Raw genomic sequence first — 16,157 nt, forward strand, 5'->3', positions numbered from 1 at the left:
CAGGATGAAAATTCACTTGCTTTTCAAGAAAGAAGAGCTGGATGAGACGAAGCTCGATTATTCCAAAACCGTCGTGATCTTTGATATTTTATTGGCCACTTCCACGATTTCCACCTGTCTCTCTTTCGGAGCGCGTGCAGTGATTCCAACGGCGGATGAGGACGAAGCACGCGAGACAGCGAAGAGCTGGCCAGCAGAAGAAATTTGTGTGGCAGGTGAATGGAACGGTCTGCCAATTGAAGATTTTTCCTATCCGCTTCCTCTTTCACTTAAACAGGAAGTTGCGAATAAAACACTGATACTCTCGACGACAAACGGCACCGTGGCGATTCGTAAAGCCGCGGCAGCCCGTAAAGTTTGGATTGCTTCATTACTGAACGGTCCCGCAGTTGCCCGGAAAGTGCATGCAGAATATGAAGATGAGACGATTTTGCTCGTCTGTGCCGGGTCGGCGAATCAATTCTGCCTGGAAGATTTCTATGGCGCCGGCTATTTCCTTTCCGAGCTGACTCAGCAGGCGGGGAAGGTTCAATTAACGGACAGTGCGCTCAGCGCCAAGCTGTTTTACGAGAGTCAGGCAGACCGCAGCGAAATTTTATTGGCGGGCACTAGAGTGGGCGGTTCTCTGCTGGAGTTTGACCTTGGTGAAGATCTTTATTTCGTCAGTCAGAAAAATCAGCTGGAAACCGCCCCGTATCTGTCGGGAAATCAAATCATCTGCGATAGAAGTGTAAGCGTATACAACGCGTGAGGAGTGAATCGAATGAAACATACGGCACATTTTGAATTTTGGCCGCCGCGGATTGCAAAAACACTGACGGTTCCTGAAACGACAATCTATGATAATTTAGCGATTACTGCGAAGAAATATCCGAATAAAACGGCGTATGAATTTTACGGCGGATCGGCGACTTACACTGAATTGCTGAATGAAATTGAAAAGATGGCGGGCTATCTCGAGCAGGAATGCCGGGTGGAAAAAGGGGACCGCATATTGCTGCTCATGCAGAACTCCCCGCAATTTCTCGTCAGTTTATTTGCCATCTTACGGGTCCGTGGGGTTGCAGTTGCGATTAATCCAATGAGCACAACGGATGATCTGCAATTTTTCCTGGAAGACGGCGATATTAAAATGGCATTTACCGGGCAGGAATTGTATCCGAAACTGGAGCCGCTGATCGGCACGACGACTTTGGATACAGTCATTGCCGCAGCCTATTCCGACTGCATTGATGAAGGTAAAGCGCTGGGTGCGATACCTGAAGAAGTGAAGGCTCCGGCGCAAGTACTGCCGAAGACGGTTTCCTGGTCAAAAGCATTGAATGCGAATAAAACTCCATCCGTCTACACTGGGGAAAGTGATGATATGGCAATGATTCCCTATACGTCCGGGACAACCGGGGCGCCGAAAGGATGCATTCATACAAACCGGACCATTCAGGCAAATACGACAGGCTCATACCACTGGATGTCAATGAGCCCGGATACTGTGGCGCTGACAAGTCTGCCGTTATTTCATGTGACAGGACTGACGCACAGCGCGTTGAATCCGGTTTTGGCCGGCAGTACGATGATTATCCTGACGAGATGGGACCGCGACTACGCAATTAAAGCGATCGAGCATTTTAGAGTCAGTCACTGGATCAATATTAGCACGATGCTGATTGATTTTCTGGCCAATCCGAAGCTCGCGGATTACGACATTTCTTCTCTTGTAGTCGTCGGCGGCGGAGGAGCTACACTTCCTGTTGCTGTCGGTGAGAAGCTGCGTCAGTGGACAGGACTTGATTATGTGGAAGGATACGGCTTATCTGAGACGATGTCACATACCCACTTTAATCCGCCGAACCGTCCGAAACTGCAGTGTCTGGGCATTCCCGCGTTTAACGTCGATGCACGCATCATTGATCCGGCGACCGGCGAGGAACTCGGTGCCGGGGAAGAAGGAGAGCTGGTCGTCGACGCGCCGCAGATGTTCAAAGGGTATTATCATCAGGAAGAAGAGACGAAAGCGAGCAAGATCAGGGTTGACGGCAAGGAGTTTTTCCGCACAGGCGATATCGTACGTATGGATAATGAAGGCTACTTCTTTATCGTGGACCGCGTGAAGCGGATGATCAATGCCGCGGGCTATAAAGTGTGGCCGACAGAAGTGGAGTCGATCCTCTATAAGCATCCGGCGATTCAGCAGGCGTGTGTTGTCCGGCATCCTGATGAAGTGCGTGGGGAAACGGTGAAGGCGCTCATTATTCTGAATGACGACTATAAAGGAAAAGTAACCGGCGATGAGATTATTGAGTGGTCGAAGGATCAAATGGCGAGTTATAAGTATCCGAGGATTGTAGAGTTTCGCGACAGTTTCCCTGTCACGAGCAGCGGCAAGATTTTGTGGCGGCAGCTGCAGGATGGCTAAATATTTGAGAAATAAAAAAAGAGGATGCAGGCAATATCCCGAATCCTCTTTTTGCTGTTATATCTTAAATTCCTGAATAACTTGCTGCAGCTCAATTGCCTGATCGCTTAGATTACGAGCGACTGTATCGATTTCTTCGATCGTGGCCATTTGTTCTTGCACAGCACCGGAGTTCTGCTCGGTTTGGGCAGAGGCCTCGTCCGCTTGGGAAGCAATCTCCTGAACGGAAGCAGACACTTCTTCTGCACTTGCGGAAATTTGCTCCGTAGCGGCAGAAATATCTTCAATCTGACCGCCCATTGCCTGTATAGCTGTAACAATTGCCGAGAACGCTTTGCCGGCGTCATCAATGACATGCACACCCTGCTCGGCATTTTTCAAGCTGTCTGCTACAGAAGCTTCGACGTTCTTAGTATCTGACTGAATATCCGCAGTCAATTTGACGATCTGGCTGGCGGAGTTTTTGGATTGCTCTGCTAGATTTCGCACTTCATTTGCAACAACAGCGAAGCCTTTACCTTGCTCGCCGGCTCTTGCTGCTTCGATGGCAGCGTTGAGTGCGAGGAGATTCGTCTGCTCGGTAATATCTGTGATAACTTTTGTGATGTTCTCAATTTCGATAGTTTGCTTGCTGAGACGCTGTATCAATTCGCTTGTCAGATGAGAGGAATCGTAAATGATGCCCATCTGATCTTTTGCAAGCTGTACGGACTGTTCGCTGTCGCTGGCCAGTTTTGCTGTTTCTTCTGCGCTTGTGTTCAGACGCAATGAAGATTCTGCGATACGCTGCACACCGATTGCTGTTTCTTCCATCGCCAATGAACTTTCTTTTGCAGAAGCTGCAGATGTTTGAGCGCCGGATGAAATCAGATCCATATTGCGGCTCACTTCCTGCGATGCTTTCGTTACTTCCTGCGTACTTGCAGATAATTCTTCTGCGGAGGCAGTGACGTGCAATGCGTTGTCGTTGATTGTGCTAATAACATTCCGCAGATTATGCTTCATCGTATTGAAGGAATTCGCCAGGTCGCGAAGTTCATCTTTCGCTTTCACGTGGACATCTTCCTGTGATAAATCACCGCTTGCCAGAACTGCGGAAGCAGCAGACAGACGCTTGATAGGTCTTGAGATTGTCCGATGAATGAAAAAGGCAATTAAGATTGCGAGAATTGTATCGGAAATCGTAGAAGTCGTAAGGGCACGTTTTGATTTAGCGGCGCCCGCCTGTGCTTCGGAACGTTTTTTGTCGAGTTCTTCGTTCTGATAAGCAGCGATTTCTTCAGCAGCGGCTTCAATACCAATGCTTGCCTGGCTGCCTTCTTCCACCATGATCTTTTCAGCTAAATCATAATTTTTTGCTTGGACGGCAGCAACGATTTTATCGGCGCTTGCATCGAAAATTGCGATGTTATCGTTTGCCTGCTGAACAAGTCCTTTCATTTGTTCTGACTGTACGACATCAGCTAAGTGGCTGACTTCATCTTTCAGTGTCTGCTGGTGTTCCCGCAGCAGCTCCAGCGCAATATCCGAACGCTCGCTCATATAAGCGCGGATATAAAGGCCTTGCATGGCCATTTCTTTCAAAATATTATTTGCTGTATCTGCACGGTCAACTTGTGTGTCCAGCATGCCTTCATAGTCCTCTGTAACCTTCGCCAGCTGTGAAATACTGAAGAAAGCAAACATCAGCAAGACAGCGAGCATGACGCCAAACCCTCCAAAAATCTTTTTTCCAATGGTCATAAGATAACCCCTTTCGTGACTAAAAACCTATTTAAAATTCTCTTTACTGAAACTTGATAATAATTTTCTCGAAACTTATCAAAAAAATCTTTTGCTCATACTAAAGTATGACACAATATACCTGTATATCGGTAGTATTTTTGAAAAATTAATAAATTAGTCACATAAAATAATATGCGCATTTTAAATTAAATAGGCCGGCAGTGTTTTATTCAGAATAGTTTGTTCGTGTTCTGTTTCTATGGTACTATAATGAATAGATTACTGATAATAGAAACGGAGGAATTATGATGCCGAACGGTACGCAGGAAATACATATTTCAAAGCGGAAAGAAGAGGTCTGGAAATTTTTGCAGGATATTAATAACTGGGCGCCTCTCATCACGGGATACATTGAACATGAAGTCATCAGCGAAGAGCAGTTTACTTGGAAGTTTCGTGCTGATTTAGGAATGCTGCAGAAGAATATCGTATTGCAGGTAGATATAACAGAGAGAACAGAACCTTCCAAGATTACGTTTAATTTAGAAGGACTGAATGAAAGTTTAGACGGCAATGGATTTTTTGAAATGCATGAGGCAGCTGATCAGACAACCGATCTGACGGGCTATCTCGATATTAAAGGGAAGGGCATGATGGGTTCCATGATCAACACGATGATGAAAAACTATGTGCCGCAGACAGTTGAGGAATTGACGAAGAAAGTTGGAGAGCAATCTGAATATTACTAGAGATTGTTTGAGTAACTGATTAATAATTTGTAGGTAAAATTATTAATCAGTTTATTAAATCGTGTAATTGGGCCCGTATTTACTATAAAGTCGTAGATTGGCGCTTCAAATTGAGGAGCTTTCTGCGGGCGGTCTCAGCTGTTTCCCTCGCTTCGTTCGGTTCAGGTTTTTCGGCTCATGCTGTTCTCGCAGGAGAAGGTCTTATTCCGCTCCAATTCTACCGATAACCCTTAGTAAATTAATGATTCTTTTAATCAGCGTCATCGGGATGGTCAAAAAGAACAAAACCCGTTATTTCGTAGATCATTTTGGGATGGATATAGTTTCTAGTGCGGGTACTGTCTTCCAGGCATGCTGTTTTCATCAATCGATTTAATAGAGAATAACGCAGAACCGAATGAACATGAAATTCGTCAAGCGCTTAACGGGAATCTATGCAGATGTACGGGATATCAGAAAACGGTCAAAGCAGTGGCAGCCGTCGCAAAAGAAATGTCTGGCGCACCTGTAGAGAAACTACTCAATAAAGAATTGGTTAAAGAGAGCTGACTGTGTAACAGTGGCAAAAGAAAAGCCTATGAGTCGAGTAGTACAAAAAGCCTTCTGACCCGAGTCAGAAGGCTTCTCTACTTATACATCACCGAATCAGAGACCGAGCACCTGTATTATAGGAATAACTAAAACTCCCCGGCTCATCCGTCATAACAGTATCAATTCCGACTTCCATCAAGCCTTCCAGTTCTTCCATACGATTGACGGTATAGACACGCAGCGGGAAACCTGCTTTTTTTGCTTCATCCGCATAGGAGGACAGTGCGTATACCGGTTGGCAGTGAATAGCGTTGGCGCCTATTTCATTTGCGATCCATACAGCATTATCAGGTTTGCCCGCTATTAAGTAACCTGTTTCAATTGTCGGATGCAGCATGCGTACACGCTGCAGACTGAGGGCATTGAAAGAGGAAAGGATGATCCGTTCTTCTAAATGGTAAGCTTCTATAAGAGCCAGCACTTTTTCTTCCAGTCCTTTGTAATGGATTACGTTATTTTTCAATTCGATGTTGACCTGAAGGCTGTTGCCGTCTTTCTTCATCCATTGAAACACTTCTTCCAAAGTAGGAATCGATTCATGTTGAAAGGAAGGGGAGAACCAGCTCCCTGCATCCAGTTTCTTGATTTGCTGTAAAGTGAGATCTTGGACATAACCTGTTCCGTCGGTAGTGCGCTGCAGTGTTTCATCATGGATGATGACCACTTGGCCGTCTTTTGTCAATTGGACATCCAATTCAATGCCTGCCGCTCCGACTTTCCGCGCTTCCTCGAATGCAGGCAGTGTATTTTCAGGGAATTGCCCGCTGGCTCCCCGATGTGCAAAGATCATTGGCTGTTTCATTTCTTTTACTTCCTTTCCTGAACGGCTATTTTTTCCGATTGGCCATTTTAAGTGCCTCATTCGTTTCTTCAGCAGCTTGGTTCAATGCTTCGATTGGATCGGTCCCCTGGTACAGGCTTTCCATCGCGTTGACCACTTTTTGACGTGCTTCCGGGAATACCGAAATCAATGCTCCTTGCGTGGCAAGAGAAGTTTTCGTGTCACCTAACTGATCGACCGTGACTTTTAATTGAGGGTATTTTTCCCACTCGGATTGTACGATCTGTTGCTCATAAGCCTCAGTATTAATTGCAAAATAGCCGGTATTTACATGCCATTTCGCCTGTATTTCGGGTGAAGTCAAATACTTCATGAACTCCCATGCCGCCTGCTGCTGTGACTCTTCGATCCCGTTCGCCATCCACAAAGATGCGCCGCCGATGATTACGCCTTCCCGATCGGCAGCTTCCGGCACCGGCAAGTAGCCCGCACCCACTTCAAATGAAGATTGCTCCACGATATCCCGGACTCCTGCGGATGAATCTAAATACATGGCGATTTTCCCTGACTGAAATGCGGCCCGGATATCATCCCAATTTTGTCCCGTATTATAGAACGTCCCGTCTTCGTACATGTCGCTGATTAATTGGAAGACTTTTTGTCCTTCTTCACCGTTGAATACTGCTTCAGTTGCATCGCCTTTACGCCCGTTGTCTTCATTGACGAATAAACCACCTTGTGCAGCGATCAACTCTTCTATGAACCAGCCATAGTTTAATATGGAAAATCCATACTGTTCTCCGGTTGTCAGTGCTTTTGCCGCTTCTTCCAGCTCTTCATACGTAGTTGGCGGATTTTCGGGATCTAGTCCCGCTTCCTTGAAAGCATCTTTGTTATACATGAGGATTGGGGTGGAAGAGTTGAAAGGCATCGAATACTGTTCGCCGTCCACCGCATAATAATTCGTGATATTTTGCTCCCATTTACTCGTATCGTAGTTTTCTGCATCAATGAATTTCTGGACCGGCTCTATTTTTCCTGAATCCATCATATATTTCGTACCGACTTCAAACACCTGCATGATGGTCGGGGCATCTTTCGTTCCGGCTACTGTATTGAATTTGGTGATGGATTCTTCATAGGTACCCTGAAATACAGCCTTCACATTAATATCATCCTGCTGTTCATTGAAATCAGCGACAAGCTGGTCGACGACTTCTTCCAGCTTACCGCTCATCGCATGCCAGAATACGACTTCTGTTTTCTCTTTTGGTTGATCCGCCTGCACGGCACCTCCGTTAGTTGGCTCTTCTTCTCCAGTGCAGGCAGCCAATAATAAAGCCATCAATGTCAGCAGCGTAACAAGAATATTGGATTTTTTCATTTGTCAATTCCCCCGGTTCGATTATTTAATAGCGCCTCGTGTAAGGCCTTCCTGCAATCGTTTCTGTCCCAGAAATAATAGGATGAGTGTTGGTAAAATAACGAGCACAGCTCCAGCCATCACAACGCCCCATTCTGTGGAAACTTCCTGGGACTGCATTTGCTTCAGGCCGATTTGTACAGTACGCATCTGTTCATCATTCGTTACCAGCAATGGCCATAAATACATATTCCAAGCAGTAAGAAAACTGTAAATTGCCAGTGTCACTAATGTCGTCTTGGAAACAGGCAAGACCACTTTCCATAAAAACTGAAATCTGCTGACGCCTGCCACTTGGGTTGCTTCGTACATTTCATGCGGTATCGTCTTGAATTGCTGACGAAGCAAAAATGTTCCGAATGCCATGGCGAAGAACGGAACGGACAGGCCGAAATACGTATCGGTCAGGCCGAGGGAACGTATCGTCTGAAAGTTCGGCACCATGGTGGCTTCCCAGGGGATCATCATGGTGGAAATGAAAATCAGGAAGAGTATATTACGTCCTTTGAAAGGAATGAACGTAAACGAAAAGGCGGCGAGACAGCAAAATATGACTTGTCCGGCCATGATCAGTGATGCGACGACGAAACTATTGAATAAATACCGCAGCAGCGGCACTTTTTGCATAGCCGCACTGTAGTTGGTGAAGGAAAAATCACTCGGTATAATGCGGCCCTTCAGCACTTCTCCACCTTGCATGAAGCTGATCAAAAAAGCATACAGAATAGGGAAGAACATCAGAAACGCTGAAACGGTCAACAGTGTATACAAAATGACTTTCTTTTTCATCGTCATTGGTAATGCACCTTCTTTTCGCCCCATTTGAATTGTAAAATCGTGACGGCTAAAATAAAGGTGAATAAAATCACTGCCTGCGCACTGGCCGAGCCGATATTGAAATTGACGAATGCGTCTTTAAAAATGGAATAGACAATGACGTTCGTTGATTCCATCGGTCCGCCTTTTGTTAAAATATCAATTTGTCCGAATGTCTGGAAAGAATTGATCAATGAGACGGTAACGATGAATAATAACGTCGGCGACAACAATGGCAGGGTGATCTTACGCAAGGAATAAAAATCACCGACACCTGCAATCTTTCCGCTTTCATACAAACTAGAATCGATATTGTGCAAGCCGCCAAGCAAAATCAGGAAGCTGAATCCCGTATTCATCCATATAGTCGGAAGTGCCACAGACAAGAGGGCGGTATCCGGGTTGAGCAGCCATTGCATTTCTGTCATTCCAAATGTTTTGATGATCGTATTGGCGATTCCTATCGTCGGGTTATAGATGAATAACCAGATAACGGAGGAAGCGGCGACGCTCATTCCCATCGTGGAAGAAAAAATGGTGCGGAAAAATCCGATGCCCTTCAACTTTTGATTCGCCAGCAATGCCAGGCCGAGTGCCAATAACACACCAGCGGGCACAGTATATAGGACGAATAAAACAGTCGCTTTCAAACTGGATAGAAAAGAAGTCGACTGAAATAATTGAATGTAATGCTCCAGACCGACAAAAGTTTGGGTATTGCCCTGTGCATCTGTCAAAAATAAGCTTAAATAAATCGTTTTGAACATCGGATAAAACAAGAACACTGCGAAAAGTAAAATGGACGGCAGCAAATAGAGCAGCCCTTCTAATAAGGTGGAAAAACGTCTTTTACTTTTTGGTCTGACGCGGATCTGGTCTTTCACCGCAATCATAATGCGGCCTCCATATACATTTCGTCCGCCGGCAGCACTCTTTTGTCGATACGACGGCCGGTGCCGGGTTGGAAGAAATGAATATGCTCTTCGTCTACTTTCAGTGGAATCTCCTCGCCTTCCTGAAAATCCCATTGTCCCGGCCACTTTGCGATCCACAGCTCTCCGTTCATCCGGAACATCAGCAATGTTTCTGTCCCAAGGATTTCAATATGCTCGACGGCAGCAGTGAATGTAGGCGGCTCCTCTGCTGCATATGTAAGATGTTCCGGGCGTACACCTGCGCATACATCACCTTCTTCCCAGCCCGAAGCAGCCACTTGCCACCCGTCGGTCAGTTGTATATGCTGGCCGTTCAGTGTGGCCTTCGTCATATTCATAGGAGGCGAGCCAATGAATGTCGCGACGAATTGATTTTGTGGATAGTTGTACACATCGAGCGGCCGGCCGATTTGCTGGATGCTTCCTTCGTTCAGCACCATGATCCGATCCGCCATCGTCATCGCTTCCACCTGATCATGTGTCACGTAAATCATCGACATCCCCAGCCGCCGCTGAATTTGACGAACTTCTGCGCGCATTTTCGACCGAAGTTTCGCATCTAAGTTGGATAGAGGTTCATCCATCAGACAAATCGGAGCTTCAGAAGCAATTGCACGTCCCAATGCAACACGCTGCCTTTGACCGCCGGACAGCTCACGCGGTTTGCGATCCAGCAACTGTTCTAAACCTAATAATCGAGCCGCTTCCAAACAGCGCTGTTTCTGCTGTTGTTTTGAAATCTTCTTGACATGCAGACCGAACACGATATTTTCGGCGACGGTCATATGAGGAAAGAGTGCATAGTTTTGAAAGACCATTGAAATTTGCCGTTCATTCGGCCGGCTATTGACCATATCCTCGCCGTTCATGTAAAGTGTGCCGGCTGATACATTTTCTAAACCGGCAATGATCCGCAGAAGAGTACTTTTGCCGCACCCTGACGGACCAACGATGGCGAAAAACTCACCCTCCTGTACTTCAAAACTAACGTCTTCAAGTACCATGGCTTCTCCATGATAGGCTTTGTTTATGTTCCTGACGTCGATTGCCTTCATTTATATCAACCTCCTATGGATATGATATTGATCATACTAGGTTCATATTGAGAGGCTATAAATTGGCTGTGAGGATATTGTAAAGAAACGGTAAATATAAAAAAATATACTGACCAAGAATGTTACTCGTTTGTCTTGGACAGGAGATTATCAATACAGTAGTTGTTTGAATTTACATAGTTTGAAGTTTAAGAGGAATTTTTCAAACTGGCAGCAGAAAGGAAATCTAAATTACCGGCTTGACCTTTACGTTAACGTCAATGCTATCATTATGGAAAGAGAAGAAAGGAGAATGCGAGGTGAAAACGATTCGGGAGACTGCGGAATTGTTCGAAGTGTCAACTAGGACAATCCGCTATTATGAGGAAATTGGTTTGTTATCACCTGTCCGTACAGAAGGCAATCAAAGACTTTACACTTCATCTGAATTGGCCAAATTAAAACTGATTGTACGCGGCAAGAAATATGGGTTTTCATTGGATGAGATTAAAGAAATGATTCTGCTGTTCGATAAGGATCGCACGGGGCGAAAACAGCTTGAGCGAACGATTGAATACGGCGAACGGCGGATTGAAGAAATCGATCTGAAAATTAGTGAGCTGCAGCAAATGAAGTCTGAAATGCGGCAGCTGCAAAGGATGTTCCAGCAAAAGCTTGAGAATTCGAAGGGGGAATGAATAGATGAACAGTTCAAAGTTATTGTCTCGTAATGCCAGGAAGTATCCAAACACTGAAGCAGTGATCAGTATGGGAAAACGGACTACGTATAAAGAGCTGGATCAGCAGGTGAATCAATTTGGCAATGCGCTTCGAAGCCAAGGTGTCAAAGCGGGAGCAAAAGTCGCGTTATTCTTACCGAATGTTGACGAGTTTGTCATCTCCTATTTTGCTGCGCAGCGAATTGGTGCGATTGTTGTACCGATCAATGTGAAGCTGACTGCAAAAGAGCTGGAATTTATTTTGGAGCATGCGGACGCTGAGGTGCTGATCGCGCATGAATTGGTGTTCGAAGCGGCTCAAAAAATGAAAGCGCCTTCATTGAAAATTAAGACGGGGCAAGTGGCTGACGGCTGGCTGGATTTCCATGAATTATTGAAGCAGGGCGACAAGACGCCGATAGTTTGTGAGTTGAAAGAAGATGATGAATCTACTATTTTATATACGTCCGGGACGACAGGGAGCCCTAAAGGAGTGCTCTTCAGCTATCGTAATATCCTGACAGTCGCTTCCATGATTTCTGTGGAAATGGAGATGAAGCCGGAAAGCCGCATTTTGCTGATGATGCCGCTCAGCCATTCGGCGCCGCTTCATTTGTTTCTGATGGCGGGGGTGTATGTGGGCGCGACGCTGGTGCTGACACCAACTTTTACGCCGGATTTGTTCATCGATACAGTCGAGAAGGAGAAGACGACACATTTCTTCGGCGCGCCGGTTGCCTATCTGCTGTCTGCAGGAAATCCGAGACTGCAGGAAGCAGATCTATCCTCGATGAAATGGTGGGTTTATGGTGGAGCGCCGTTGTCTGCTGATGAGGTGAAGAAGGTGAAAGCTGCGTTCCGTACGGATCATTTGGTTTGTGTGTATGGACTAACGGAAGCAGGTCCGAGCGGTTCGCTGTTGATGGCAGATGAGCATGAGACGAAAGCGGGAAGTATCGGAAGGCGTGCACCTCTGCACACGGAACTTCGTATTGTTGATGAAACGGGACAAGACGCTGCAGCGGGAGAAGTTGGGGAGATCGTGTTGCTGGGTGAAGGAAATATGCTAGGCTACTATAAAAATGAAGAAGCGACGAAAGAAGCTTATTACGGCGGCTGGCTGCGTACCGGCGATCTGGCACTGGAAGATGAAGACGGGTTTTATTGGATTGTCGGCCGCAAGAAAGATGTGATTGTATCCGGAGGCGTCAATATTTATCCACAGGAAATCGAAGAGTTGATTGTGCAGTTCCCGGGCGTGACGGAAGTTGCCGTCGTCGGTGTGCCGCATACCGAATGGGGAGAGACGGTGAAGGCGGTCTTTGCGGCTTCGGGTGAAATCGATGCAGGTAATCTGCAGGCTTATCTGAAGGAGAATTTGGCTTCATTCAAAATACCGCGCATTTATGAGCAAGTGGAAGCACTGCCGCGAAATGCCTCGGGGAAAATTCTCAAACAGCCATTGCGGGAAGGAGAATTTGCACGATGAAAGTGTTACAGAATACTGATCATTATGAAACGGGAAACTTTTTCAGGGGCGACGAAACGCTGGAATTGATTTTGCGGGAGCGGCTGCAAGGGCCGTTTCTTGATTATGCATTACGGGAACTTGACGAGTTTGGAAGGGCTTGCGCCAATGAAATTGACGAGCGTGCAGCGTATACCGACCGGGAAGGTGAGCCGCGTTTGCTTCGCTATAATAAATTCGGTGAAGAGGTTTCTGAAGTATGGGTCAATGAAGGCTATAAGAAAACAGTACAGGAAACGTACGGTACGGGAATTGTCGGCTATGTTCATAAAGAGATTCCCGGGCTCGGCCATAAGGGGAATTACACATACAGCTTTGCGCAGGGGTATCTCCTCTCGCATGCGGAACCGGGTTTTTACTGTCCTGTCACGCTGACGATGGCAACAGCGTATTTGCTTGATCATTTTGCTGACGATGAAGTGAAAGAACGCTACCTGCCGCATGTCTGCGCGACGGGTGATATGCCTTTATTCGAAGGAGCGACGTTTTTGACAGAGCGCCAGGGCGGATCAGATGTCGGCGCAAATGTTGTGCGCGTGGTGATGGAAGACGGCGGATATCGTCTGTACGGAGAAAAATATTTCGCCTCAAATGCCGGGATGGCGGGCGTGGCAATGGTGTTAGCGAGGATGGAAGGTGCCCCGGAAGGATCGAGGGGCCTGACGTTGTTTGCGGTTCCATGGCGCAATGAAGACGGGGAGCTGAACCATCTTCGCGTACGCCGTCTGAAAGATAAGCTTGGCGTGCGCGCAGTGCCTTCCGGCGAGGTGGAGTTTGAGGGAGCTGTCGCGTACGTCGTAGGAGATCCGGCAAGAGGGCTTGCTTATATGCTCGAAGCACTGAATCTGTCGCGTATTTGCAATGCCGTCGCTTCACTGGGCATCATGCGCAGAGCTTTACTTGAGTCCAATGCATATGCCAGCCGCAGAAACGCATTCGGACGGCGATTGACGGATTATCCGATGGTGCGCGATTCGCTTGGCAGGCTCCGTGCGAAACTGCATGCAGAAACGGTAACGGTATTTGATTTTATTAAGCTGTATGAGAATGTCACGGATGGCAAGGCGAGTGAGCGCGAACAGGTGCTGAACCGGCTTTTCATTGCGCTGATTAAGAAAGAAACGGCTGAGCAGGCGATTCATTTTTCGCATGAAGCGATTGAGATGCATGGAGGCAATGGTTATATCGAAGACTTTGTGACACCGCGTCTGTTGCGGGATGCACAGGTATTGACGGTATGGGAAGGCACGGCGAATATTCTGGCGCTGGAGCTGATTCGTTTAGTTTCGAAATATAACGTGCATGAATTATTTATTGAAGAAATGAAATCCCGTATTACGACGCTTGCCGACAATGAATGGAAGCAGGTGCTGGCGGCAGAGCTCGCTGATCAGCAAGAAGGACTCACGGCATTTGCAGGTTATGATCAGGCACTGCAGACGTTCGAAGCGAAAAATTGGATGAAACGGATGTCTGATCTGTATGAAAGTGTTGTGACGCTGGAGTGGGCGGATAAATACGGCGGGAAGTATGAAAAGCTGGCGGAAATATTTATGGAAAATACATGGAACTTGCGGAAGTCTGGCGGACCGATGAAAACGGTGGAGTATTTTGATGAAATGATGTGAAAAAAGACAGCAGGGCAGTCTGATGCTCTGCTGTCTTTTCCTGTATTCATCACGAGGGTCAGGTCCGATATTTCATCGTACAAATTTCGGACAACGGGATTTCATTAACAGTGGTATCTCCGGCGGGCTGGAAATGAACGGTTCGTGTGCTGCGGTTGAAATCTAAATAATAGCCGGTTCGTTTCGTATCTTTTGAATCAATCAGTGTGAGTATTACAGGCGTGCCCATCAGGAAATCGGTGATGATATGGACCAAATGCCGTTCTTCGTAACATTTCTTTTCTGGCCGGGAAACAGAGGGAGAGTCACAGCCGCTGCAAGGTCTGAATTTTCTGGATGCCATAAAAGTATGCACCTCCTTCATTTCTAGCTTATGTTGATATTTGAAGGAGAGCTGTGCCGTTTTGGCAGGGAAATTGCGTGCTATGAGCATTTGCGGAGGCTTCATGATCACTTGGCAGGGGAATATGATCACGTGCGGGGGCGCTATGAGCGCTTGGCGCATTGCTATGATCACGCGGCCGGATCCATGAGCGTTTGAAGGGTGTCCATGAGCATCGCTGAACTATTCGGGTTAAAATGACGGCCGTTTTATTTACGCATCGTGTGTGCTGAGGAAATTAGATATTTGCCTTGCACGCAGCATAACCAACCGCACCAAAAAAGCCGTTTGCCGCACCAAAACGCTCCTGAAGCGCGCCAAAAACAGTGACTGCCGCACATTTACGGCTTTGCGCCGCTCCAAACCGCCGTCCGAACGCGCCAAACAGGCCGACCACCGCACCATTGCCAAAAAGTCACTCCAAAAATTCCGCCAATGAAAAAGGCTGTCCTGGAAGAGCCAGACGATCATGACTCTTCCGGAACAGCCGGGTAATACTTTTACTTTTAATCCATCACCAATCCTCCATCGACCACAAGGTTCTGTCCTGTGATCGCACGGCTTGCGGGGGAAGCGAAGAATACTACGACATCCGCCACTTCTTCGGGAGTCACAACACGGTCGATCGGTGTGCTGGCTTTAATGATGTCGAAAACCGCATCCGGCGTAGCGGCGCTTGCGTCTGTTTTCAATAATAACCCGCCGGATACCATGTTGACCGTGATGCCGTCCGGTCCGAGTTCTTTTGCCATACTGCGTGTCATGCCGAGGAGTGCTGCTTTGCTTGTGTTGTAATCGTGATACGGCACTACGGGATTTTGTACGAGATTTGTTCCGATGTTGATGATGCGTCCGAATTTCTGCTCATTCATTCCTTCCCTGACCGCCTGCAGCGTATGTAATGTTGCGCCGACAGAGCCTTCGAGCTGCTTCAAGTAATCCTGCCAGTCGATTGTATCGAGCTTTTCACGGTCATCTCCGTTGAATGAAAAGTCGATGAGCGCATTGTTGACAACAGTTGTAATAGGCTTGCCGAAATGCGCTTTTGCCTCTTCAGCGAGCGACTGCAGTTCCTCTGGATTCCGTACATCTGCTTTCATAGCGATCGCGCGGTCTGCACCGATTTCATTGACAACTTTCTGAGCTTTCTCTTCACTTTGGAAGTAGTTCACTACAACTTTGGCTCCCGCTGCGCCGAAAGCTTTCGCGGTGGCCGCGCCCAAACCTCTGCTTGCTCCTGTTACTAATACGACCTGATCTTTTAATTCCAATGAATACAGCTCCCTTTTACATAACTTCATAGAAAAAGACCCCTGGGAGTCAGAGGCCGTTTAGAAAACGCCACTTCCCTCCGCCGGTGTTAACCGAATCAGGTTCAAAGGGTCGGAATAAATTCCTCTCAGCCAATCGGCACCCCTAGTGATCTTTATATA

The 16,157-nt window shown here is 47.0% G+C and carries 14 protein-coding genes, 1 pseudogene and 1 riboswitch; of the genes and pseudogenes, 7 read left to right on the forward strand and 8 right to left on the reverse strand.

Annotated features, from left to right (window positions below; all coding sequences use genetic code 11):
• The first annotated feature begins 4 nt into the window (after positions 1 to 4).
• Both GDZ68_RS09075 and GDZ68_RS09080 read left to right on the forward strand, forming a co-directional pair.
• Positions 5 to 751 carry a 2-phosphosulfolactate phosphatase gene (locus GDZ68_RS09075; protein ID WP_153721974.1) on the forward strand — a complete coding sequence of 249 codons (747 nt, stop codon included), beginning with the start codon at positions 5 to 7 and terminating at the stop codon, positions 749 to 751.
• Positions 752 to 763: 12 nt separating this feature from the next.
• The gene (locus GDZ68_RS09080; RefSeq protein ID WP_153721975.1) at positions 764 to 2,413 is read left to right on the forward strand and encodes a long-chain-fatty-acid--CoA ligase; all 1,650 of its coding nucleotides are present in this window, start codon (positions 764 to 766) and stop codon (positions 2,411 to 2,413) included.
• A 57-nt stretch (positions 2,414 to 2,470) separates the two neighbouring features.
• Here the strand turns inward: GDZ68_RS09080 and GDZ68_RS09085 are convergent, their stop codons facing one another.
• Positions 2,471 to 4,156 (reverse strand): methyl-accepting chemotaxis protein, encoded by a 1,686-nt coding sequence (locus GDZ68_RS09085; RefSeq protein WP_153721976.1) that lies wholly within the window; start codon positions 4,154 to 4,156, stop codon positions 2,471 to 2,473.
• Positions 4,157 to 4,446: 290 nt separating this feature from the next.
• On the opposite strand from GDZ68_RS09085, the gene GDZ68_RS09090 reads away from it, so the two are divergent.
• Positions 4,447 to 4,887: a CoxG family protein gene (locus tag GDZ68_RS09090; protein WP_153721977.1), complete on the forward strand. Its 441-nt coding sequence runs from the start codon at positions 4,447 to 4,449 to the stop codon at positions 4,885 to 4,887.
• 342 nt (positions 4,888 to 5,229) lie between these two features.
• Positions 5,230 to 5,436: pseudogene (locus GDZ68_RS09095) on the forward strand (2Fe-2S iron-sulfur cluster-binding protein); the annotation flags it as partial.
• 88 nt (positions 5,437 to 5,524) lie between these two features.
• On the opposite strand, the gene GDZ68_RS09100 reads toward GDZ68_RS09095, so the two are convergent.
• Genes GDZ68_RS09100 through GDZ68_RS09120 form a run of 5 tightly spaced genes read right to left on the reverse strand, consistent with a single transcriptional unit; the run spans position 5,525 to position 10,488 of the window.
• The gene (locus GDZ68_RS09100) at positions 5,525 to 6,280 is read right to left on the reverse strand and encodes a glycerophosphodiester phosphodiesterase (protein WP_153721979.1); all 756 of its coding nucleotides are present in this window, start codon (positions 6,278 to 6,280) and stop codon (positions 5,525 to 5,527) included.
• Positions 6,281 to 6,305: 25 nt separating this feature from the next.
• On the reverse strand, positions 6,306 to 7,643 hold the full coding sequence (locus tag GDZ68_RS09105; RefSeq protein WP_153721980.1) for an ABC transporter substrate-binding protein: 1,338 nt from the start codon (positions 7,641 to 7,643) through the stop codon (positions 6,306 to 6,308).
• 21 nt (positions 7,644 to 7,664) lie between these two features.
• Positions 7,665 to 8,477 (reverse strand): carbohydrate ABC transporter permease, encoded by an 813-nt coding sequence (locus GDZ68_RS09110; protein WP_153721981.1) that lies wholly within the window; start codon positions 8,475 to 8,477, stop codon positions 7,665 to 7,667.
• Positions 8,474 to 9,391, reverse strand: coding sequence for a carbohydrate ABC transporter permease (locus GDZ68_RS09115; protein WP_153721982.1), 918 nt, complete (start codon positions 9,389 to 9,391; stop codon positions 8,474 to 8,476). Before GDZ68_RS09115 ends, GDZ68_RS09110 begins: the two co-directional genes overlap by 4 nt.
• Positions 9,388 to 10,488 (reverse strand): ABC transporter ATP-binding protein, encoded by a 1,101-nt coding sequence (locus GDZ68_RS09120; protein ID WP_153721983.1) that lies wholly within the window; start codon positions 10,486 to 10,488, stop codon positions 9,388 to 9,390. Before GDZ68_RS09120 ends, GDZ68_RS09115 begins: the two co-directional genes overlap by 4 nt.
• A 299-nt stretch (positions 10,489 to 10,787) precedes the next feature.
• Here GDZ68_RS09120 and GDZ68_RS09125 point away from each other — a divergent pair, with 299 nt between their 5' ends.
• Genes GDZ68_RS09125 through GDZ68_RS09135 form a run of 3 tightly spaced genes read left to right on the forward strand, consistent with a single transcriptional unit; the run spans position 10,788 to position 14,342 of the window.
• Positions 10,788 to 11,165 (forward strand): MerR family transcriptional regulator, encoded by a 378-nt coding sequence (locus GDZ68_RS09125; protein WP_228551061.1) that lies wholly within the window; start codon positions 10,788 to 10,790, stop codon positions 11,163 to 11,165.
• Positions 11,166 to 11,169: 4 nt separating this feature from the next.
• Positions 11,170 to 12,675: a class I adenylate-forming enzyme family protein gene (locus GDZ68_RS09130; RefSeq protein WP_153721984.1), complete on the forward strand. Its 1,506-nt coding sequence runs from the start codon at positions 11,170 to 11,172 to the stop codon at positions 12,673 to 12,675.
• On the forward strand, positions 12,672 to 14,342 hold the full coding sequence (locus tag GDZ68_RS09135) for an acyl-CoA dehydrogenase family protein (protein WP_153721985.1): 1,671 nt from the start codon (positions 12,672 to 12,674) through the stop codon (positions 14,340 to 14,342). The genes GDZ68_RS09130 and GDZ68_RS09135 overlap by 4 nt, the downstream gene beginning before the upstream one ends.
• Before the next feature lie 58 nt (positions 14,343 to 14,400).
• Here the strand turns inward: GDZ68_RS09135 and GDZ68_RS09140 are convergent, their stop codons facing one another.
• A complete protein-coding gene (locus tag GDZ68_RS09140; RefSeq protein ID WP_153721986.1) occupies positions 14,401 to 14,685 on the reverse strand; it encodes a hypothetical protein in 285 nt (94 codons plus the stop codon).
• 545 nt (positions 14,686 to 15,230) lie between these two features.
• Positions 15,231 to 15,995, reverse strand: a complete 765-nt coding sequence (locus GDZ68_RS09145) for a 3-oxoacyl-ACP reductase (RefSeq protein WP_153722091.1) — start codon at positions 15,993 to 15,995, stop codon at positions 15,231 to 15,233.
• 58 nt (positions 15,996 to 16,053) lie between these two features.
• A riboswitch (TPP riboswitch) is annotated at positions 16,054 to 16,152 on the reverse strand.
• Between the last annotated feature and the right edge of the window lie 5 nt (positions 16,153 to 16,157).

Source organism: Sporosarcina cascadiensis, assembly GCF_009650995.1.
GTDB classification, from domain to species: domain Bacteria; phylum Bacillota; class Bacilli; order Bacillales_A; family Planococcaceae; genus Sporosarcina; species Sporosarcina cascadiensis.

What these genes read in the sequence shown, in the direction of transcription:
- GDZ68_RS09075 (WP_153721974.1), top strand. Translation starts at nt 5, where the DNA reads ATGAAAATTCACTTGCTTTTCAAGAAAGAAGAGCTGGATGAGACGAAG.
- GDZ68_RS09080 (WP_153721975.1), top strand. Translation starts at nt 764, where the DNA reads ATGAAACATACGGCACATTTTGAATTTTGGCCGCCGCGGATTGCAAAA.
- GDZ68_RS09085 (WP_153721976.1), bottom strand. Translation starts at nt 4,156, where the DNA reads ATGACCATTGGAAAAAAGATTTTTGGAGGGTTTGGCGTCATGCTCGCT.
- GDZ68_RS09090 (WP_153721977.1), top strand. Translation starts at nt 4,447, where the DNA reads ATGCCGAACGGTACGCAGGAAATACATATTTCAAAGCGGAAAGAAGAG.
- GDZ68_RS09100 (WP_153721979.1), bottom strand. Translation starts at nt 6,280, where the DNA reads ATGAAACAGCCAATGATCTTTGCACATCGGGGAGCCAGCGGGCAATTC.
- GDZ68_RS09105 (WP_153721980.1), bottom strand. Translation starts at nt 7,643, where the DNA reads ATGAAAAAATCCAATATTCTTGTTACGCTGCTGACATTGATGGCTTTA.
- GDZ68_RS09110 (WP_153721981.1), bottom strand. Translation starts at nt 8,477, where the DNA reads ATGACGATGAAAAAGAAAGTCATTTTGTATACACTGTTGACCGTTTCA.
- GDZ68_RS09115 (WP_153721982.1), bottom strand. Translation starts at nt 9,391, where the DNA reads ATGATTGCGGTGAAAGACCAGATCCGCGTCAGACCAAAAAGTAAAAGA.
- GDZ68_RS09120 (WP_153721983.1), bottom strand. Translation starts at nt 10,488, where the DNA reads ATGAAGGCAATCGACGTCAGGAACATAAACAAAGCCTATCATGGAGAA.
- GDZ68_RS09130 (WP_153721984.1), top strand. Translation starts at nt 11,170, where the DNA reads ATGAACAGTTCAAAGTTATTGTCTCGTAATGCCAGGAAGTATCCAAAC.
- GDZ68_RS09135 (WP_153721985.1), top strand. Translation starts at nt 12,672, where the DNA reads ATGAAAGTGTTACAGAATACTGATCATTATGAAACGGGAAACTTTTTC.
- GDZ68_RS09140 (WP_153721986.1), bottom strand. Translation starts at nt 14,685, where the DNA reads ATGGCATCCAGAAAATTCAGACCTTGCAGCGGCTGTGACTCTCCCTCT.